The following is an 18,215-nucleotide window of genomic DNA, read 5'->3' on the forward strand; positions in this document are numbered from 1 at the left end:
AATGACAGATGAAATTCAGGTATTGCAAGGAATTGACACTTTGCTTTTTGCACGTTTACTAGAAAATGCAGGCAAAGAGGAAGGGAGATTGATTCCCTATCAAACCTCCTTATCTTTTGATCCTCAACGTGATTCGGATAGCACTGCTACAAAGTCAGGTAATGTTGCAACTACAAGTTCACTTGAAACAAATCTTGAGGTTGAATTTGTTAATAATATTTCGAAAATTTCAGATGACCTCTATACTTCTCTTTTTAAAAATAAGAAGGTAGAAACGTGGATTGTCTACCGTAAGCGCAGAAATGATGAAGGTAAGTATTACGCTATTTATATGCGTGGCACTGTTACTGAAGACAGCAATGACAACGATCCAGATGACAACTCTACTCGTGATGTTACCTTTACGATTGACGGTACACCTAAATTTGGCTGGTTAACCCTACCGGAAAAAGCACAAGCAGAGGTTGATTACGTGTTCCGTGGTCTTGAGACAATTGATGATTCAAACAAGAACGGTGGCGGAACTGAGTGGCAAGATACTGATACTGGTGCAGGTTCTGATGATGTTTCAGCAAATGAGTCAAATCAAATGCCAGGAAATAATAAAGAATAATTTAGAGCTGGGAGAATAAAAGATGGAAATTAAAATCAACGAAAAGACCTATAAATTAAATTTTGGAATTATGTTCTTGCGCAAATTAGATGCTGTTCATTATATTGAAGAAAAGGGAATAAAAATTGGCTTTGGTTTGAATTCTGTTGTTCCGGGCTTAATTTCAAGGAATGCCGCGACCCTTTCTGAAGTACTTTATTATGCCTTATGGGTAAATAATGAGAGGCCAACTCAAGCTCAAGTTGATGAGTTTTTAGAAAAAGATACTAATATTGAACAGCTTTTCCATGATGTATTAATTGAATTGCAAAAATCCAATGTGACCCGGAGTAGTATGAAAAATTTAAAAGCGAGTCTGCCGGAAACAGACAGAATTTCAGAATAAACCTGGATTTTGAAGATAAGTATTACCAAATAGTGCTTAATGCACTTGCTTATTTGGGCTTTCATGATCTATTTGATATCTATCAGATGACAATTGCTGAGTATGAAATCAGAATGGAAGCCTACAAGCTAAAACAGGCTGAGAAGATGAACGAGATTGCACAGCAGGCCTGGTTTAATCAAATGGTCAAAAGTACAACCGGTAGTGCTAGTCATCCTAAGCCAAGATATAGAAGAATAACGGATTTGTTTGACTATAAGAAGGCTGTTGACAAAATTAGAACTGAATTTGAACCTAACTATCAGTCTCAATCCTCAATTCCTATAGTCGAAGAACGAGCACGCATTTTTGCTAAACGGCAAGCTGAATTTGAACAATTTTGGAATCAAGGATTAATTAAAAAGAAAGGAGGTTAAAAATGGCAGATTATACGGTTAAGGCTATTATTACAGCGGTTGATAAAGGTTTTACTTCAACATTAGATAAGAGTTTAGATGCAGTAAAAAAATTTGGCTCACAAGTTCAAAAAAATCTTGAAGCGACTGGTAAGGCTATGACTATAGTTGGCGGAGCAACTACTGCTATGGGAATTAAGTCGCTAAAATCTTTTGGTGATTTTGAAGCTTCCCTAAATAAAGCTGCGGTCGTTGCAGGTGGAACTGCAAAAGACATTAACAAATTAGCTGAAGTTGCTAATCACATGGGTGCAGTGTTACCAATAAGTGCACAAGAAGCATCAGATGCAATGGTTGAAATGGCAAGAAATGGTGCTTCAGTTAAAGAAATTATTAAACTTTTTCCTGCTATTTCGCAAGCAGCAACAGCGGCAGGCGCTGATTTGACAGCGACTGCTGGAGTAGTTCAACAAGCGATGAATATTTGGGGCAGCAGTCTCAAGTCACCGCAGCAAGCTGCTGCAATTCTAGTTCAAACAGCTAATGCTTCAAACGCATCAATTGAAGACATGGGTCAAGCCTTAGCAACGGTTGGCGGTACTGCTGGCCAAGCCAGAATTAGTATGGGAACTATCTCTGAAGCAATTGGATTGTTAACTAACCGTGGATTTAGTGCAGCTCAGGCTTCAATGGATTTGAACCACGCTCTATTACAAATGATGGCACCATCTGCGGTTGCCCAGAAGGCAATGAATCATTTAGGGATTACCTTTACCGATAATCACGATAGGATGAAGCCATTTAAGCAAATTTTACTTGAAGTTGCAGATGCAACGAACAAGATGGGTGATGCACAAAAAACAGCTGCACTAAAATCAATCTTTGGGACTGCCGGAATGCAAGCGATTTTACCACTGCTTCAGGCTGTAAAGAATAAGTCTAATGATGCCAAAGTATCATGGGATGCATATTCTGCCGAGCAAGATAAAGTTGCAAGCTCAACTGCCAAGGCAACAGTCTTTCTAAGTGATCAAGCTAACGAAATGCAGCAAAACATTGGTTCAAAAATTGAACAAGTTGGAGGTAACTGGGAGGCGTTGCGTAACAAAGCAATGGCCGCAGCTGGAGGAGTCAATGGCTCTCTTTTAGACATGATTAATAAGACGCTAGATTGGGCTACAGAATCTAATGACAGCATTGCTAGTGTTATTAGAAGCTTTGTTGGCCTTAGTCCAATAATTGGACCAATAATGACGGCTTTAGGTACTTTTTTTATTAATCTCAAGAATATTGGTTCAGCTTTAAAGGCAATTGCTTCACCTGCTGGAATAGCAATTGCTGCAGTAGTTGCCTTAGGCACAGCATTTGTCGCAATCTATAACAAGAGTGCGACACTACGCGATGCCATTCAAAACGTAATTAATGTTTTCAGCAGTGTATTTGGTCCTACTTTAAAGTCGGCAGGCAGTGCACTATCGACCTTAGGCACGCAGTTGGGAAATATTGCAACCACTATTGGTGACACACTAGGTAATGCTATTAACAGTATTAACTGGCAGCCGATTGCTCAGGGTGCACTGACAGGTTTTACTAGCGTTAGTACGTATATCAAAACTGTCGTTAATAATTTAACCTCATTTTTGCAACCGGCCATTAGCTCAATTAATTGGAGTGCAGTGGGCTCAACGGCACAAAGTGTGTTTAATTCGACTAAAGCGGCAATTTCAACTGTAGTTGGGGTAATTAAATCAATTGTATCGGCCATTAAAGGCGTAATCTCAGGCTTCCAACAGGTAGGGGCCATGCAGAGCGTTTGGTCGATTATTGGCAACGCAGTTAAAATTGTTAAAACTGCTTTTGACGGAATTGTTTCTGTTATTGGTAACGTAATAAAGAATTTTATTAAAATGGGCAGTGCTCTAGGAGTATGGCAAGCGCTAGGCAACATCATTGGTAATATTGTTAAAATTATCAGCTCAATAATAACTGTGTTGACACCGGTCATTACTTTCATTATTCAAGCCGTTACGAAAATAATTACATTTCTGACACCGATTGTTGCAGTTATAACTGGTATAGTTGTGCAAATTGTTAATGTTATTGTTTCTACAATTACAGGATTAGTAACGACAATAACCTCAATTATAACCACTATTCAGACAGTTATTAGGACTGGAATTCAAGTCATTGCCCAGATTATTAGTACGATACTAACCACAATTGTTGCCCTTTGGAAAGCCACTTGGAATACTGTCAAGTCTGTTGCTACGACCATTTGGAACGGCATTAAAGCAATAATTACAACAGCTATTAATGCAGTCAAGACAGTAGTTACTACCGTCGTTAATGTAATCAAGACAGTATGGACAACCGTTTGGAATGCGGTCAAAACAGTCACTACAACCGTTTGGAACGGTATTAAGTCTGTAATCACCACCGCAATCAAAGCGGTAAAATCAGTTATTACTACAGTAGTCAATGGAATCAAGTCTGTCGTGACTTCAGTCTGGAATGCAATCAAATCGGTAACTTCGACAGTCTGGAATACAATCAAATCCGTGATTACAACCGCAATAAATGGAGCTAAGTCAGTTGTGACCACTGTAGTTAATGGAATCAAGTCAACAGTGACAAACGTATGGAACACCATTAAGACAACTACCACCAGCACTTGGAACAAAATCAAGTCGACAGTAACTACTGCAGTTGACAGAGTTAAGTCAACTGTTGAGGGAATGGTAAGCGTAGGTGAAGATTTTGTTAATGGGATGATTAAAGGTATTGGTAATGCTGTAGGTAATTTGATCAATGCTGCAAGAAACATGGCTAGGAGAGCAATCAATGCCGCCAAAAGTGCTTTAAGTATTAACTCTCCTTCACGTGTAATGCGTGATGAAGTTGGTTATTACTTTGTAGCAGGTATGGCTAAGGGTATTTCTCAGAATACTGGGTTAGCTGTCAAAGCTGCAGCTGCTATGGCCAGCAGTGCTGTGCCGGAGATAGATCCTAATGCTTTTAACAACCAAATCAGTGCTTTAAATCATAATGCGCAATCGGTTTTAACTGGATCATTTGACCAACAAATTAATGTAAAGAATCAGCCTGCATACATTAATTTATCTTTAGGCAATCATGATTATGAAGTGTTTGTCAATGATATTAGTAAAAAGCAAGATGAACACAGTGTTTTGAGACAGAGGAGGCTTTAATGAAACAATATCAATTTACTGGGTTAGGAATAAATGAGCGAGGTGATTCTGCTTATTTACCACCCGAAGCAATGTTTATTGAAACTGATGATGTGGGCGTTCCAATTGAAGATCAAATTGATGGTTACCAAACATTAAACGTAACTGGTCGTGAATTAATGCCTTATTCTGTATCTTCTCAAGCCGTTTCTGGTTACGATGGTGAATTGTTTTTAGGTGCTGATCTCCCTAAGCGTGAATTAACAATTAAATACCAATTAATTGCTAGTTCAGATCAAGAATATAGGGAGAAGTTTGCTAGGCTTAATTATTTGTTGAGCCCAAAACAAATGCATTTCTATTTCTTTGATGATCCACAATTTGAATATGTTGGTACCCTTTCCGGTGCAACTAATCCTAATCCAGGAACTAATGTTGTTAACAGTGAATTTACCATCACGCTCCTTGATCCGTTTAAAAGACTTAAAAACAAGACCATTTATCGCGGCAGACAATCGATTAGGATTAATGAACCAGCTTATTATCCGACGGTGCCGGATAAAATTGAGCTAACAATAAAATCGGCAAACAATCACTTAGAAATTACTAACTTTGAACAGACCATTTCGCTAACGGGCAGTTTCTCTGTCGGGGACAAAGTAACGATTGATTTTACCGGGGATGCACAAATACTGTTAAATTCAGTTAATCGGTTGGATTTACTGAATTTAAATAGTGATTTTGAAAACTTTGCGGTTAAACAAGGCAGTGTCATTACTTGTTCAAACAGTTCTAATCTAACTCTGCAATTGAGGAGGAAAGAACTTTGAAATTATTATTATATGACAATCATGAAAATCTCTTTGCTATTAAAACGGAAGCTCTTAGCGCTAATATTGCTGAAGAAATCAACGTTTATGATGAACTTCAATTTTCACTTCCTAAAAACAAGCAGAATGTAATTGATATTGACAAAACGATGTATATAGGCGTTCCGGTTAAACAAACTAATGACTATCGATTATTTAAAATTGAGCGACCAAGTTACGAAGATAGAATAATCTACGTGACAGCAATTGAGAGTGCCAGCGATGATTTGGATGTTCAATTTTTTATTAAAGACAGGCGGTTTAATAATGCTACTTTAAAAGATACGCTTGATGCAATTTTTAACGGATCAACTTGGACTTATGAACTTCATGCCAAAAACGTAAATGGATCGACTAATTTCTACCGTTGTAGTCGTAAAAATGCTCTTAATAAAGTTGAGAAAACTTGGGGAATAGAGGTTCAGTTCAGATATCAAGTATCTGGAAATAAGATAGAAAAGAAAGTTTGTCATGTTTATGACACTATTGGCCAGGAAACTACTACTCGGCTGGTACAAGGCAGAAACGTAACCTCTTTTAAATATGTTCAAGATCAGCGTAAACTTTATACAGCAGCCGTTGGACGTGGTGCAGGTGTAGAAAATCAAGACGAAGCAGGTAATGATACCGGTGGTTATTCGCGGTCAATAGAATTCGATGATCTTGAATGGTCAAAACAAAAAGGTGATCCAGTAGATAAACCATTGGGCCAGCTCTATGTCGAAATTCCAGAAGCAACTCAAAAGTGGGGGTGGATTGATAATAAAGGAAACAGACAGCCTCGGATGACGGTTTTGGAGTTTCAAAATGAAAAAGATAAAAATGAGTTGCTCAGAAAAACATATCAAGAATTGCTAACTCTGTGTAATCCACAGATTGAGGTGCAAACGACCGTTGCGAAAGCTGGTAATCTTAACCTGGGAGATGTGGTAACAGCAGTTTCATTTACACCTCAACGTTTTACTATTAAGTCCAGAGTTATCAAGATTGTACGTGACTTGATTGATAACAGTAACACAGAAGTCGACATTGGAAACCTTACAGTCAAAGCAGAGGTTGATAGGGAACAGGAAATTTCGAACAATATAACTCAGGCTGTTGAAACAGCCGACCAACACATTCAAGAGTCAGATAAAAAGAATCTATCACTATATGGTGAATTACACCAATCATTACAAGTCGAGGGTGAAGAACGGGAAAAACTACAAGCTGACCTGATGCATAAACTTAATATTACCAATTTAAGAATTGAAGATGTTAATAATCGGGCAGAAGAATTAGACGCTGATTTTGAACAAATTCGCAATGAAATTGAATCTACTGGTTCAGGTCCAATCAAGTTGCGTCGAGACCCTTACAATCCTGAAAACATTCAAGAATTTACTGCTGAGAATTATGATGGGTCATACATGCGAATGAATGGAAATGGCCTTGAATTTATTGGTCCTAACGGTGCTTATAGTGCGATCACAAAGGGTAAAATAGCAGCTGATATGATTGATGGTATTCGAGTACGTGCAATGGAAATTGACGCTTTACAAATGAACGGTTCTCTTGTATCAACCACACCAGGTGGCTCTATGACAGTAAGTATCGGCACTAATCCACCTGGTAATTTGTGGCCTAATGATGGGGGTAGAGCTGTTTGGGTCAAGTCAATGAATTATGAATCTATGCTGTCCTCGGGACAGATAATGATTAGTGATGGCTACCATGTAACCTCAATCGGGCCAAATGTTGCTAGAATTGGTGACAGCACAGTAATAACGGCAAATAACATTTCTTCATATGTGAAAGCGAGTTCGTTAAAATGAGTGATGAATTTGAAGTTTTAGCCGACGAAATGGCTGCAATTATTAGAGATAAGATTGAAATATTGGCTGCTCTCCGTGTGGCTTATCAAAAGCAGAGTAGAGAACTGGCAGATACTAAAAAGCAATTAAAAGAATTACAAAATAAGTTGAAGGGAAGTGAAACAGATGGTAGAAAATCCCAATAACCCGATTTTGAACCTTGATGTTCAAAAAATGCAGAGCTGGGTAGCTCCTGCAAAACTAATGTATCAAGGTGACAAAGGTTATCGTCAGCCCTTTAGGTTAACAAATGCGTGGAATGAATATGAAGTAAAGGCAGAAAATCTCTGTTTTAGTGCAACTAAGCCTGATGGTCAAATAATAGAAGTAGAAAACGAACCAGAAAGATTTACAGAACAAGACAATATTTGGTATTTCTTGTTACCAGATGAGGTAACACAAAAAACGGGTTCAGTACCCTGTTATTTTTATGTTAAAGATAATATCAATAATATTGTTGCTTCTACCACAAAGTTTAGTTATCAAGTTGAAGCTAAGTTTACCGATGAAGAACGATCTGTCAGCTATGTTTCAGCATTAGAAAGACTGCAAAAAAAGTTTGAAGAATATATCGAAAATGCTAAAGTTTCGATCAATCAAATGACTGATTCAAGTAATGAAGTTAAGCAAGAAGCAATTAATCGTTTAAATGAAGCTAGACAACAATTTGAAAGCCAGCTAAATCTTATGATTAACCAATTTGCTGAATATCAGAGTAAATATAATGAGCTTCTTAGTACACTTAATCAAAAATTCGATGATGAATTAGTAAGTTATCGATCCAATTACGATGAATGGAAAGACTCAGCTGTAAAAGATTTTGAAGAACGAATTAAGACAATAACAGACGAACTAACTGCCGCTGAACAAAATCAAGCTGATTTAAAATCAGCAATCGATTCTGCCATGGATGCTGTTGATAAAATCAAAGGTGTTGACTTTACCAAATATGCGCTAAAAGAAGATTTAGAAAAATTCTATGATAAAACAACGATTGATGAAAAGCTTAAAAATGCTGGCACATTAAAGCAGATCAGTGTTAATGGTGGTACGCCAATTAGTCCAGATGATAAGGGCGTGGCTAATATTGATATTCCTAAACCTGATCTTTCTGGCTTAGAAACCAAAGAAGATGCTGAAGCTTCCCATAATACTTTGAAGAACGATATTAACAAACGTCCATTAACTGTTAACAATGTTAGTCCGGATGATAAGGGTAACATTGCTATTGCAATTCCGGACGTCTCAAAAATGCAGCAGGACATTACTACTTTGCAAAATGAGATGGAAGAGCAAAAATCGAAGGTAGCATATCACTATGCCGATACCTTGGCAGATGGCCAGAAATATTCAGCAGCCAATCCGCAAATATTAACTGGTACACCTTAGTAAGGGGATGTTATTATGAAAATAAATGATCAAGAAGTAAACAATCTTTTCCTAAATGGCAACAGGTTTAAGGATATAAATAACGACTATTATATACCTGTTGGAACAGAGTTTTATGAATATTTTTATAACCCTCAATACAATCGATTTCAGTTAACTATGAGTCAACCTGATACTGGTATTAATATATATGTAAACTCATTTCTTATTGCAAATGCATCCAAAATTTTTGCTGGAACACCGGCACAAATTCTGAAAAATTACCATTCTGACGCCGAAATTGTATATTCCAAATACATTGATGCTAATAATATATTTTTTACAATAGACAAATTTAATAGTGGTGGCTGGATATATTTGTTTACGCCAGAGACTTATGAAAAATTAAAACTAATTAATTGTATTTAAGGAGATTTTAAAATGACAGAAAAAACTACAAACCAGGCCAGCTGGCAAGATAAGATGGCTGAAAAACAGAAAATATTAGATCAAAGTGGTTTATGGGCTCAAATGGGTTTTATTTCGAACAATGAAATCGATTGTGAGCCTATTTTATTGTTCCAAAAACATGAAACTAATTTCTATCCAATAATCGTAGAAGCACCACCAGCTGACTTTATTAGACCCAAATGGGACAAGATCAAGCATGTGTGGATTGATAACGATAATGCTAGTACTAGTAGCCGTTTAGCTAGTGTTGAAAAAACGATTGAAAGTGTTCGGCAAAACAATGTTATGGTTCAAAGTGAGAATAAAGACCTCAAAAATGCATTGTCAAATCTAGCTAATGGACAGGCTCAAATGCTGAAGCTACTCGGTGCTGCTACTAGTCCTAAAGCTAATGCTACCGATAGCACACTGGATGGGGGCAGTACCAATGTTCAATAATATATACAAGATATTAGTAACTCAGTTTTATCAGTCTAAAATTTATGTTAATTCCGATGTAGCTTATTTTGTACAACTAGGCTGGCTAACTGATAAAGATTACACAGATATAACAGGTGATAATTATGTTGCACCAGTTGTCAAGTAATATTAACGATAACCATGACCAGACTATAGCAGGTGTAGCCATTGCTGCAATTGGTTCAGTTCTACTAATGAACAGAAACTATTTTTTCTGGCCACCAGAATGGACCTTGTTTATGAACGATAAAAGATTAGACCTAGCAATAATAATACTAGGTCTTTTAATTATGCTTGATTCTCTATTTACTAAAAAACATAGGGGTTGGCGTATGTTTATTTTAATTGTTGGTGCTTGGACAATGTGGTTTTTAATCGGCATACAGTTAGGACACGCTTTTGGAGCTGGTGAGTATCGTATGGATTTAACAGTTATAGGTGAAACAGTAATTTCAATATTGTGCCTATATTGTATATATCAAAGTTAGAGAGGTGGTAGCGTGCATGATGTGAGTACTCTAATCTATGTACTAGGAACTTTATTTGAAGCAGCTGCTACCTTTTTAGCCGTTACTCATACATCTCATAAAGAGGACACAGACGACATTATTAAGAACCTAAAGGTTGAAAGAGATAATTTTAAACAGGATTATCTTTATGAACGTAAAAAAAGACTGGAAATACAGGATAAGTACGAAAAATTAAAAAAGAAGTTAGAGGACACTATTTAGTGTTCTTTTTTTGTTGAAAGGAATAAAAAATGACGCAAATTATTAATCTATTGAACTCATTATTACCATACATTGTCTTATTAGCTGTTGGTATTGTTGCTGTCTATCAATACGCTAAACAGCACAATCCTGCATTTGCAGACAAGATGAAGTGGCTGTATGACGTGGCGCAATATATTGTTACGCAACAAGCAACGCATACCAATTTTTCTGGAGCAGAGAAGAAGCAGGCAGCAACTGACGCTTTGCTTGCTCAAGCAAAGGCATCTAAAGCGAAGATAACTAAAGAAACAGCTGAAGGAATGGTTGAGAAGGCTTACCAAGAAGGGGTTAAAAATGAAGCTAAATAAAAAGTACGCATTATCCGCTAATGAGGGTGCCTCAACACTCGCTAAAAGAAATATTATTGTGGCTCACTCAACGGCCACGACAAACGGTGAAGCGTGGGCTATTGCCCACAATATGAAGGCTGGCATTAACACCGCACAAACTTACGTCCATTTAGTTGTTGATGATAAAGAGTGCTATCTGGTAGGTGGCTTAGGCTATGTAGCGTGGGGATGTGGTTATTACGGTAACCAACTTTCACCAATGCAAATTGAGCTGTGCGAATTTACCAATAAATCACGAGCAAAGAAAGCCTACCGTAACTATATCAGCCTGATCCGTGAATATGCTAAGAAATACGGCATTCCATTGACACTAGATACAGCGTCCAAGCGTGGGGTTAAGACTCATAACTGGATCACTCAACATTTAGGCAATACTGACCATAGTGATCCTTACGGCTATCTATCTAGTATCGGTATTAGCAAGGCACAGTTCGCACACGACATTGCTCACGGTGTAGGTGGCACAGCACCTGCAGCAAGCAAGCCAGCTAAAAGTGCCAGCAAAAAATCAGGTTGGATTAAAAAGCCTGGTACCTTTATTTTAGAAAAAGCTCTCAAACTGCATACCTCACCACATATTAGCTCACCAGCTTTTGCTAAATTGCCAAAGGGCAGTGCTATTAAATATGACGCAGTACTGCAAGGTCCTAAGCGACTATGGCTTAGACAGCCACGCGCTAACGGTTATGGCTATATTGTGGGCAAGGATAAGTACGGCAAATCAATGGGAAAATTTAAATAATATATCAAATAAGCCACTTGGATTGAATTCCAGGTGGTTTATTTTGATGTAAACTTAATTATAATTAAGTTGAAAAGTGTATGTATAAAGCAGATAATTGAATTAAGTATTTTAAATTTAAGAAGGAAAATAATTATGAATATTAGTTATGAGAAAGATTGGCGTGCCATAGTACCTACACTGTGTTGGAGTTGGATTACTGCTTTTATTTTAGCTATTCCAAAATTAATTGATATTTACACTACAGATTATTATTTAGACAATCAAGCTGGAGTAGTTGTTTATAAACATGGTTTGATTAATAAAAGACAAGAAAACATTGACCTTTATCGTATTAAAAACATTTCTTCAAGAGAAAACATATTTAGCGGAGGCTATATCTATGTTACATATACCGACAGAACGGTGAAAACACTCCCATATATAAGAAATGCAAATGAGGTTTCTATTCGTCTGAGAAACATTGCTAATACAAAGCGTGTTGAGCAGGGAGTAAAACCAATTGAAATTTTGAAATAATAAAGAGCAATTTCCTAAAATGCTCTTTATTATTTTTATGCCGTGTGAATGCCGTGCGGAACAATAATAAAAGCTTGTAATATCTGATATTACAAGCTTTTTAACTTAATTTAAGGAGAGTACAGGATTTGAACCTGCGCGCCAAGGAAAAACTTGGTTCGCCGGATTTCGAGTCCGGTGCATTACCACTCTGCCAACTCTCCGTAACGAATAACATTATACCTTATCTAAAATTTTTTTCAACTTGTTGTTTATCCATAAAACTTGGTAATAGTCAGTATTCTGCATTTTTAATTATCGTGCAATGAAAAAGATAATGTTGTAAAAAATAATAATAAATGTTAAGCTACAAATTAATTTAAAATTAACTTAATTAATATTTTATTTAGACAGCTTGCAGAAAAGAGGCGCAGCAATGGACGGTTACCTAACTAAAAAAGCAGCAATTAAAGAAGCACTTCCTACTATATTTGGCTACATTGGTATTAGTACAGCTTTTGGAATTATTGGTAAGGCAAGTGGCTTTTCTACCATCGAAGTATCTTTAATGTCCCTTATTATTTACGCTGGATCGGTTCAGCTGACAACTCTCAATATGCTGGTTGCCGGCAGCCCTATAGCCTCAATTGTATTAGCGGCTTTTTTAGTAAATTCACGAGTAATCCTGATGAGCACAACTGTCGCAGGCTATTTAAAACAAGAAAATTTAAAAAGAAATATTTTGATTGGAACTTTCCTCACCGATGAGAGTTTTGCTCTTAGTATGAATAAAATAAATTACACCAATGGTAAATTAAACTTTACCTGGTTTAATACTGTCAATATTATTTCCTATTTGACTTGGCAAGCTGGAACACTTCTCGGTGCTATATTGGGCGGCTTTATTACAGATCCTAAAAAGTTAGGACTGGATTTTGCCATTGTAGCAATGTTTATCGGTCTACTTTATTTGCAAGTGCTGGGTGACAAAAATCTTAATAAGATATTACAGATAATTGTAATATTAATATCTTTTGCGCTGACCTACTTATTGACAATTGTTTTGCCCGCTAATTTAGTAGTAATAGTTGTTACTTTGATCGGCTGCAGTTTAGGAATGGTGCTCAAACATGTCTTCTTCTAAATATATCTTAATAACGATTGTTTTGTGCGGAGTGACCACTTTGCTTTCAAGAGTGATACCATTTGTTTTATTGAAAAAATTCTCATTGCCGCCAAAGTTGGTTGAATTTCTTTCTTTTGTTCCCATAGTAATTATGGCTGCACTCTGGTTTAGTAATTTAATTATCGCTAGGCCGGGTCATTTGCCTGAATTTAATTGGCAGTATGTCCTGGCATCTCTGCCAACCTTTGTAGCTGCAGTCATTAGTAAGTCTCTATTAGTCATTGTGATAGTGGGAATGATTTCCCTAGCGGTTCTACGTTTAATTTAAAAACAGATTATAAGACTATATGATCCCCCGAAATTAAGACAATTTCGGAGGCCATATTTTTATTTCTAAATTAGCTAAATAAGATAAGATTGAAATTCATGAAAATCCCACTCTTATTCCTTTAAGTCTCCAATTGTCTTGAGGTAGGTTTTGATTTTTTGTTCTACAAACTCAATATTATCTTCAATTTTCTTTTCTTCTTCATGTAGATTATCTAATTGATTAAATAATAAAACTAATCTTTCGGGGATAGTTTGATCGCCCGCATAACGTAATTTGGCATATTTTTGCATTTCTCTAATGCTCATGCCTGTCTTTTTTAAGCGTGAGATAAAACTGATCCAAGCTACATCTTTTTCGCTATAAACCCGGCGATTGTTCTCATCTCGCTTCGGGAAAAGTAATTTTTGCTTTTCATAATAGCGTAATGTGTCAATTGAAAAACCACTAAGTTCTGAAAATTGACCAATTGAATACTTCATCTAATTTCCTTTCAAAAATAATTTTGACTTCAATAAATAGTATATCGTCATATTTTATTACTTCAAAATTTTTTGAAAAGTAGTTGACATGGACTATACTCCAGCAATTATTCTGAAACTTGTTAAATATCAGAAAACAAAATGAAAAGGAGAAAACTATGACAAACGATGAACGCTATCAAAAGGGTCTGGAAAATTTAGAGAAAGTGGACAGGGAAGGAGGGCAGTCAGTTATTGATTCACTTGCTGGCTTATCAGAAGATGTGGGCCGCTATATTATTGAATTTGCTTTCGGTGACATCTATGACCGGAAAGTTTTAGATTTGAAGCAAAGAGAAATGATTACTATCACAACTTTGTTGACGCAAGGTGACACTGAACCACAATTGAATGTTCATATTAATGGCGCCTTAAATGTTGGCTTAACTCCTGAAGAAATAATTGAAACTTTTATTCAAACTATTCCCTATGTCGGATTTCCTAAAGTCCTGAATGCGATTACTGTTGCAAAACAAGTATTTAAAGACCGCGGAATTGATTTCACTAAGTCTCATAAGAGTGAATAAAGTTATGATAAAAACTAGTTGCTGTTAACAAGTACGCTAGTTTTTTAATTTCAGACCTTTAAAATGTAAACGAATGCGCTTTTTTAGCATTAAAGACCAGAATATTTGAATTTAGGTTAATTAATATTTTGTATTAATGATTAAAGAAAGTGTTATATGGGAAGTTCATTATCAAAACGTGCTGCTGTGTCTGATACTATTCCAACTGTTTGTGGTTATCTGGGAATTGCAACTGCTTTTGGCGTGATCGGTCGAGCCACTGGTTTTTCGACTATTACTGTAATTTTAATGTCGCTTATTATGTACGCTGGCTCGGCAGAATTTATTACTGTTAGTATGCTGGCGGTGGGTAGTCCAATAGGTTCAATTATTTTTGCCGCATTTATGGTCAACTCAAGAATGATTTTAATGAGTACGACTGTTGTGCCCTATTTTAAAAAAGATAGTTTGGGTAAGGGCGTTTTAATTGGTACGCTTTTAACTGATGAAAGCTTTGCTTTAGCTATGAATAAAATTAATTATACAAACGGGAAAATGAATTTTACCTGGTTTAATACCGAAAATATCATTTCTTATGCAGCCTGGGTTAGTGCAACAATGATCGGTGCGGTGCTGGGCAATTTTATTAAAAATCCCCAAAAATTAGGACTAGATTTTGCAAATGTGGCAATGTTTATTGGGTTATTATATTTGCAAATAAAGGGTGATAAAAATCTAAATAAGCTGCTGCAAGCAATAGTAGTTTTATTGACATTGGCGTTAACATACGGTTTAACGATATTTTTGCCCGCAAATTTAGTTATTATTGTTGTTACGCTTATCGGATGTACATTAGGGATGGTAATAAAACGTGTCTTCTTCTAACTATATATATTTAACAATTATCGGTTGTGGAATTGCAACTTGGTTATCCCGGGTACTGCCTTTTTTTCTATTAAAAAAATTTTCTTTACCAAAAGTGGTAATTGAGTTTTTATCATTTGTGCCAATTGTCATAATGTCAACTATGTGGTTTTGCAATTTATTCATAGCTCAACCAGGACAATTACCCAAGGTAAGAGTAGATTTTTTAATTGCTTCGGTACCAACTGTGGTAGCAGCAATTATTAGTAAATCTTTGCTAGTGATTGTAATTGTAGGCATAATATCTTTAACAGTCCTACGCTTAATTTAGAAAATTTAAGTTAAAAATGGTAGAATATTAATATTATAAATATTTTGGTTGGAGTTTAAGGCTTTCAAGAATTGTTCTTTGGTTTGGGTTGCCAAAGCAATTTGTGAAGGCCTTTTTTTGCTGGAGAAAGTGGGAGTGCAAATGAGGTTTTTAGGTATGCTGAGCGTTATTTTATTAGCCACGTTAATTGGAGGACAATTTAGTGCCAGATTAAAATTGCCGGCAGTTGTTGGTGAATTGCTGGCTGGAATAATAGTTGGTCCTGCAGTTCTTAATCTTGTGCAACCTACAGAAATTATAAAAGTATTCTCCGATATTGGTGTGATTTTTTTAATGTTTTTGGCTGGCCTTGACAGTGATCTGAAAACTTTGAATAAGTTACTGCGTCCCAGTGTATTGGTGGCTGGATTTGGCATGATTGTACCAATCATTATTGCTTATGTCACTGGCATTATTTTCGCATTTTCACAAGCGAAAAGTTTATTTTTAGGCTTAACGTTTTCAGCCACCTCCGTTTCGATTTCAGTTGCGGTTCTGCAGGAAATGGGGCGCTTAGAAGGAAAAGAGGGCATGACAATTCTGGGCGCAGCAGTAGCAGATGATTTGCTCTCAATAATACTTTTGAGCATTGTTAGCGGACTAACGGGTGTATCTGAACCCGGCTCAAATAAGGGTAAAGATTTAATTCTAAGCCTACTGACCCAAGCAGCATTCCTGATACTTTTAGTTTTTGTTAGTGTTTACGTTATACCCCGTTTGATAAATTTAAGTCAGCGTCTGACACTGCCGGTCCCGGAGACATTAGTGGCAATGATTATTGTAGTATTGGCTTCTTGGGGAGCTGAAAAGGTGGGTCTTAGTAACGTGATTGGAGCCTTTTTTGCCGGACTGGCATTGAATCGTACTTCAGCGCAAAAAACTCTCAAAAAGAATTTTACGGTAATTGGCTACAGCAGCTTTATTCCCATCTTTTTTGTTAGTATTGGCTTAAACATGAGTATTAAAGGTATTTTAAATGACTTTATTTTGTTTTTTGTCTTAGTAATTGGCAGTGTTTTTTCCAAATTGGTGGGAGCTGGTTTAGGAGCCAAAATTGCTGGTTTTAGTAATTCTAGTGCATTACTGGTGGGAACCGGAATGGTTTCGCGCGGTGAAATGGCTCTTGTGGTTGCGCAAATGGGCTTAACCAACCATTTACTTGCACCTGCGGCTTATTCAACTGTAATCGGAGCAATCATTATGACCACTGTAGTCTCGCCTTTTCTCCTAAAATGGTCAATATCAAAAATGGCTAAGAAATAATGAAGCTCCAAAATACCAATTACTAAGGCTATAATCATTTGCCTGGCCATCTAGTCAAATCTCTTAAAATTGCTTAAAAGTTATGATAATATGGAAAACATGTTTTTTTCATTGTTAAATTTAAGCAGAAGGTAGGAAGGTCGAATGAAAATTCAGCCAGGAGCTGAAATATTTAAATTAAGATGGTATATTAAGCAAATGCGGGGTTGGAGCTTTAAAACCTATTTATTGTTAATGTTGGGAATAGGCATTATCATTGGTGCTACTGTGGCATCGCCCATCACCCAAATTTCTGTGTTAACGATGATTGCTGCTATTCTGGGCTTTACGTGCACCCTTGCTATCACTAACGCTAGGCAAATTAACGGCATCTTGGGTTTAGTTTCCGCTGCAATTTATATTATAATTTCTGTCTATGCGAAAAATTACGCTAACGTGATCTTGCAAACTATTTATATTTTGTTATTAGATCTGCCAGTCTTAATGTTATCGTCATGGTCTAAAGATACGGAAAAACATATTCATGGTTTAACGCTGAAAAAATGGCTTATGACAATTAGCTTTTTTACTATAGTTTTAGCTTTACTTTATCTGCTGGACACCAAAATATTTATTAGTCCACGTCCTGTAATTGATGCAACTGCGGGTGCAATAGGGATTACCGGCTCGCTTCTTTGTATGTTGCATTTTCGCGAGCAGTATTACTTTTGGACTGTGCAAGGAATTTTTTCAATTATTTTATGGGGAGTTACTGCCTTTCAAGGTGATGCTAATCTCACATTGTTCTTAACATATATTTTGTATTTAACCAATGATTTACTTGCTTTTACTGATAAGCATGTCCACTGGTTTCATTAACAAAAAAGAAGTCTTTTGTGTACAAGACTTCTTTTATTTTTCCAAATGTTCTTTCACAATTTTACTTAAGATTTTAGTTGCACCCTTACCGGCCTTATCATCGTAATAATATTGATAGCGCGTATCATTATCATAGGCATTAACAATACCCAAGTGAATTTTAGTAGAATAATTTGGCATGATGATCTGCAGCCATTTTTGGTGATTTTTAAAAATAGCAGCACTTAAAACTTTTTCTTGCTTGGGATCATTAACAACTGCTTGTAAATCTCGTACAAGATCGGCTTCTGTTTCTTTCATTTTATGATATTTTTCTTCAGTTAGTTGATTTTTTTCAGCCATGTTTCCCTCCAACGAATTATTCAGATACTTAAATTACTATAGCAACAAAATAGGTAAAAATCACATAAAAATA

General features: G+C 36.3%; 25 protein-coding genes and 1 tRNA gene. 23 read left to right on the forward strand and 3 right to left on the reverse strand.

All coding sequences use genetic code 11. From position 1 onward, the window contains the following. Position 1 precedes the first annotated feature (1 nt). The 16 genes from ACFQ32_RS01335 (at position 2) to ACFQ32_RS01410 (ending at position 11,985) form a co-directional block, all read left to right on the forward strand. Entirely contained in the window at positions 2 to 613 is a 612-nt protein-coding gene (locus ACFQ32_RS01335; RefSeq protein WP_046324945.1) for a phage major tail protein, TP901-1 family, read from the forward strand. A 22-nt stretch (positions 614 to 635) separates the two neighbouring features. After that, a complete protein-coding gene (locus ACFQ32_RS01340; RefSeq protein ID WP_046324944.1) occupies positions 636 to 998 on the forward strand; it encodes a tail assembly chaperone in 363 nt (120 codons plus the stop codon). A gap of 86 nt (positions 999 to 1,084) precedes the next feature. Next, complete coding sequence (locus ACFQ32_RS01345) at positions 1,085 to 1,414, forward strand: hypothetical protein (protein ID WP_046325215.1); 330 nt, start codon at positions 1,085 to 1,087, stop codon at positions 1,412 to 1,414. Positions 1,415 to 1,416: 2 nt separating this feature from the next. Further along, complete coding sequence (locus ACFQ32_RS01350; RefSeq protein ID WP_046324943.1) at positions 1,417 to 4,602, forward strand: phage tail tape measure protein; 3,186 nt, start codon at positions 1,417 to 1,419, stop codon at positions 4,600 to 4,602. Beyond that, positions 4,602 to 5,411: a distal tail protein Dit gene (locus ACFQ32_RS01355; RefSeq protein ID WP_046324942.1), complete on the forward strand. Its 810-nt coding sequence runs from the start codon at positions 4,602 to 4,604 to the stop codon at positions 5,409 to 5,411. The genes ACFQ32_RS01350 and ACFQ32_RS01355 overlap by 1 nt, the downstream gene beginning before the upstream one ends. Further along, a complete protein-coding gene (locus tag ACFQ32_RS01360) occupies positions 5,408 to 7,264 on the forward strand; it encodes a phage tail spike protein (RefSeq protein WP_052724647.1) in 1,857 nt (618 codons plus the stop codon). Before ACFQ32_RS01355 ends, ACFQ32_RS01360 begins: the two co-directional genes overlap by 4 nt. Next, on the forward strand, positions 7,261 to 7,449 hold the full coding sequence (locus tag ACFQ32_RS01365) for a hypothetical protein (protein ID WP_046324941.1): 189 nt from the start codon (positions 7,261 to 7,263) through the stop codon (positions 7,447 to 7,449). The genes ACFQ32_RS01360 and ACFQ32_RS01365 overlap by 4 nt, the downstream gene beginning before the upstream one ends. Then, entirely contained in the window at positions 7,430 to 8,692 is a 1,263-nt protein-coding gene (locus ACFQ32_RS01370; RefSeq protein ID WP_052724646.1) for a BppU family phage baseplate upper protein, read from the forward strand. Before ACFQ32_RS01365 ends, ACFQ32_RS01370 begins: the two co-directional genes overlap by 20 nt. Positions 8,693 to 8,707: 15 nt before the next feature. Then, complete coding sequence (locus tag ACFQ32_RS01375) at positions 8,708 to 9,100, forward strand: hypothetical protein (protein WP_046324940.1); 393 nt, start codon at positions 8,708 to 8,710, stop codon at positions 9,098 to 9,100. Between the two features lie 12 nt (positions 9,101 to 9,112). After that, positions 9,113 to 9,580 carry a hypothetical protein gene (locus tag ACFQ32_RS01380; protein WP_046324939.1) on the forward strand — a complete coding sequence of 156 codons (468 nt, stop codon included), beginning with the start codon at positions 9,113 to 9,115 and terminating at the stop codon, positions 9,578 to 9,580. Continuing rightward, positions 9,570 to 9,728: an XkdX family protein gene (locus tag ACFQ32_RS01385; RefSeq protein ID WP_167334239.1), complete on the forward strand. Its 159-nt coding sequence runs from the start codon at positions 9,570 to 9,572 to the stop codon at positions 9,726 to 9,728. Before ACFQ32_RS01380 ends, ACFQ32_RS01385 begins: the two co-directional genes overlap by 11 nt. Continuing rightward, positions 9,706 to 10,089 (forward strand): hypothetical protein, encoded by a 384-nt coding sequence (locus ACFQ32_RS01390; RefSeq protein WP_046324938.1) that lies wholly within the window; start codon positions 9,706 to 9,708, stop codon positions 10,087 to 10,089. The genes ACFQ32_RS01385 and ACFQ32_RS01390 overlap by 23 nt, the downstream gene beginning before the upstream one ends. 12 nt (positions 10,090 to 10,101) lie before the next feature. Then, entirely contained in the window at positions 10,102 to 10,332 is a 231-nt protein-coding gene (locus ACFQ32_RS01395; RefSeq protein ID WP_046324937.1) for a hypothetical protein, read from the forward strand. 29 nt (positions 10,333 to 10,361) lie between these two features. Continuing rightward, positions 10,362 to 10,682, forward strand: coding sequence for a phage holin, LLH family (locus tag ACFQ32_RS01400; RefSeq protein WP_046324936.1), 321 nt, complete (start codon positions 10,362 to 10,364; stop codon positions 10,680 to 10,682). After that, entirely contained in the window at positions 10,669 to 11,466 is a 798-nt protein-coding gene (locus ACFQ32_RS01405) for an N-acetylmuramoyl-L-alanine amidase (protein ID WP_052724645.1), read from the forward strand. Before ACFQ32_RS01400 ends, ACFQ32_RS01405 begins: the two co-directional genes overlap by 14 nt. A gap of 135 nt (positions 11,467 to 11,601) precedes the next feature. After that, on the forward strand, positions 11,602 to 11,985 hold the full coding sequence (locus tag ACFQ32_RS01410; RefSeq protein ID WP_046324935.1) for a PH domain-containing protein: 384 nt from the start codon (positions 11,602 to 11,604) through the stop codon (positions 11,983 to 11,985). Between the two features lie 113 nt (positions 11,986 to 12,098). On the opposite strand, the gene ACFQ32_RS01415 is transcribed toward ACFQ32_RS01410, so the two are convergent. Then, a tRNA-Ser gene (locus ACFQ32_RS01415) sits at positions 12,099 to 12,188 on the reverse strand. Between the two features lie 212 nt (positions 12,189 to 12,400). Here ACFQ32_RS01415 and ACFQ32_RS01420 point away from each other — a divergent pair. Both ACFQ32_RS01420 and ACFQ32_RS01425 read left to right on the forward strand, forming a co-directional pair. Further along, a complete protein-coding gene (locus tag ACFQ32_RS01420) occupies positions 12,401 to 13,108 on the forward strand; it encodes an AzlC family ABC transporter permease (protein ID WP_046324934.1) in 708 nt (235 codons plus the stop codon). Next, complete coding sequence (locus tag ACFQ32_RS01425; protein WP_046324933.1) at positions 13,095 to 13,418, forward strand: AzlD domain-containing protein; 324 nt, start codon at positions 13,095 to 13,097, stop codon at positions 13,416 to 13,418. The genes ACFQ32_RS01420 and ACFQ32_RS01425 overlap by 14 nt, the downstream gene beginning before the upstream one ends. A 113-nt stretch (positions 13,419 to 13,531) precedes the next feature. Here the strand turns inward: ACFQ32_RS01425 and ACFQ32_RS01430 are convergent, their stop codons facing one another. Next, positions 13,532 to 13,900: a MerR family transcriptional regulator gene (locus ACFQ32_RS01430; RefSeq protein WP_046324932.1), complete on the reverse strand. Its 369-nt coding sequence runs from the start codon at positions 13,898 to 13,900 to the stop codon at positions 13,532 to 13,534. Between the two features lie 158 nt (positions 13,901 to 14,058). Between ACFQ32_RS01430 and ACFQ32_RS01435 the strand changes: the two genes are divergently transcribed. From ACFQ32_RS01435 to pnuC, 5 genes are all read left to right on the forward strand, one after another. Then, positions 14,059 to 14,466: a carboxymuconolactone decarboxylase family protein gene (locus ACFQ32_RS01435; RefSeq protein ID WP_046324931.1), complete on the forward strand. Its 408-nt coding sequence runs from the start codon at positions 14,059 to 14,061 to the stop codon at positions 14,464 to 14,466. A 156-nt stretch (positions 14,467 to 14,622) separates the two neighbouring features. After that, on the forward strand, positions 14,623 to 15,330 hold the full coding sequence (locus ACFQ32_RS01440; RefSeq protein WP_046324930.1) for an AzlC family ABC transporter permease: 708 nt from the start codon (positions 14,623 to 14,625) through the stop codon (positions 15,328 to 15,330). After that, positions 15,317 to 15,640, forward strand: coding sequence for an AzlD domain-containing protein (locus tag ACFQ32_RS01445; RefSeq protein WP_084619550.1), 324 nt, complete (start codon positions 15,317 to 15,319; stop codon positions 15,638 to 15,640). Before ACFQ32_RS01440 ends, ACFQ32_RS01445 begins: the two co-directional genes overlap by 14 nt. A 156-nt stretch (positions 15,641 to 15,796) precedes the next feature. Continuing rightward, a complete protein-coding gene (locus ACFQ32_RS01450; RefSeq protein WP_244885262.1) occupies positions 15,797 to 16,942 on the forward strand; it encodes a cation:proton antiporter in 1,146 nt (381 codons plus the stop codon). Between the two features lie 144 nt (positions 16,943 to 17,086). Further along, a complete protein-coding gene (gene pnuC, locus ACFQ32_RS01455) occupies positions 17,087 to 17,800 on the forward strand; it encodes a nicotinamide riboside transporter PnuC (RefSeq protein ID WP_046324929.1) in 714 nt (237 codons plus the stop codon). A gap of 33 nt (positions 17,801 to 17,833) precedes the next feature. On the opposite strand, the gene ACFQ32_RS01460 is transcribed toward pnuC, so the two are convergent. Further along, the gene (locus tag ACFQ32_RS01460) at positions 17,834 to 18,142 is read right to left on the reverse strand and encodes a TipAS antibiotic-recognition domain-containing protein (RefSeq protein WP_046324928.1); all 309 of its coding nucleotides are present in this window, start codon (positions 18,140 to 18,142) and stop codon (positions 17,834 to 17,836) included. Positions 18,143 to 18,215: the final 73 nt, after the last annotated feature.

This window comes from Lactobacillus melliventris, from assembly GCF_042679465.1.
GTDB classification, from domain to species: domain Bacteria; phylum Bacillota; class Bacilli; order Lactobacillales; family Lactobacillaceae; genus Lactobacillus; species Lactobacillus melliventris.

What these genes read in the sequence shown, in the direction of transcription:
- ACFQ32_RS01435 (WP_046324931.1), top strand. Translation starts at nt 14,059, where the DNA reads ATGACAAACGATGAACGCTATCAAAAGGGTCTGGAAAATTTAGAGAAA.
- ACFQ32_RS01410 (WP_046324935.1), top strand. Translation starts at nt 11,602, where the DNA reads ATGAATATTAGTTATGAGAAAGATTGGCGTGCCATAGTACCTACACTG.
- ACFQ32_RS01420 (WP_046324934.1), top strand. Translation starts at nt 12,401, where the DNA reads ATGGACGGTTACCTAACTAAAAAAGCAGCAATTAAAGAAGCACTTCCT.
- ACFQ32_RS01385 (WP_167334239.1), top strand. Translation starts at nt 9,570, where the DNA reads ATGTTCAATAATATATACAAGATATTAGTAACTCAGTTTTATCAGTCT.
- ACFQ32_RS01370 (WP_052724646.1), top strand. Translation starts at nt 7,430, where the DNA reads ATGGTAGAAAATCCCAATAACCCGATTTTGAACCTTGATGTTCAAAAA.
- ACFQ32_RS01380 (WP_046324939.1), top strand. Translation starts at nt 9,113, where the DNA reads ATGACAGAAAAAACTACAAACCAGGCCAGCTGGCAAGATAAGATGGCT.
- ACFQ32_RS01390 (WP_046324938.1), top strand. Translation starts at nt 9,706, where the DNA reads ATGTTGCACCAGTTGTCAAGTAATATTAACGATAACCATGACCAGACT.
- ACFQ32_RS01440 (WP_046324930.1), top strand. Translation starts at nt 14,623, where the DNA reads ATGGGAAGTTCATTATCAAAACGTGCTGCTGTGTCTGATACTATTCCA.
- ACFQ32_RS01430 (WP_046324932.1), bottom strand. Translation starts at nt 13,900, where the DNA reads ATGAAGTATTCAATTGGTCAATTTTCAGAACTTAGTGGTTTTTCAATT.
- ACFQ32_RS01345 (WP_046325215.1), top strand. Translation starts at nt 1,085, where the DNA reads ATGACAATTGCTGAGTATGAAATCAGAATGGAAGCCTACAAGCTAAAA.
- ACFQ32_RS01425 (WP_046324933.1), top strand. Translation starts at nt 13,095, where the DNA reads ATGTCTTCTTCTAAATATATCTTAATAACGATTGTTTTGTGCGGAGTG.
- ACFQ32_RS01405 (WP_052724645.1), top strand. Translation starts at nt 10,669, where the DNA reads ATGAAGCTAAATAAAAAGTACGCATTATCCGCTAATGAGGGTGCCTCA.
- ACFQ32_RS01375 (WP_046324940.1), top strand. Translation starts at nt 8,708, where the DNA reads ATGAAAATAAATGATCAAGAAGTAAACAATCTTTTCCTAAATGGCAAC.
- ACFQ32_RS01335 (WP_046324945.1), top strand. Translation starts at nt 2, where the DNA reads ATGACAGATGAAATTCAGGTATTGCAAGGAATTGACACTTTGCTTTTT.
- pnuC (WP_046324929.1), top strand. Translation starts at nt 17,087, where the DNA reads ATGAAAATTCAGCCAGGAGCTGAAATATTTAAATTAAGATGGTATATT.
- ACFQ32_RS01365 (WP_046324941.1), top strand. Translation starts at nt 7,261, where the DNA reads ATGAGTGATGAATTTGAAGTTTTAGCCGACGAAATGGCTGCAATTATT.
- ACFQ32_RS01350 (WP_046324943.1), top strand. Translation starts at nt 1,417, where the DNA reads ATGGCAGATTATACGGTTAAGGCTATTATTACAGCGGTTGATAAAGGT.
- ACFQ32_RS01460 (WP_046324928.1), bottom strand. Translation starts at nt 18,142, where the DNA reads ATGGCTGAAAAAAATCAACTAACTGAAGAAAAATATCATAAAATGAAA.
- ACFQ32_RS01340 (WP_046324944.1), top strand. Translation starts at nt 636, where the DNA reads ATGGAAATTAAAATCAACGAAAAGACCTATAAATTAAATTTTGGAATT.
- ACFQ32_RS01400 (WP_046324936.1), top strand. Translation starts at nt 10,362, where the DNA reads ATGACGCAAATTATTAATCTATTGAACTCATTATTACCATACATTGTC.
- ACFQ32_RS01450 (WP_244885262.1), top strand. Translation starts at nt 15,797, where the DNA reads ATGCTGAGCGTTATTTTATTAGCCACGTTAATTGGAGGACAATTTAGT.
- ACFQ32_RS01355 (WP_046324942.1), top strand. Translation starts at nt 4,602, where the DNA reads ATGAAACAATATCAATTTACTGGGTTAGGAATAAATGAGCGAGGTGAT.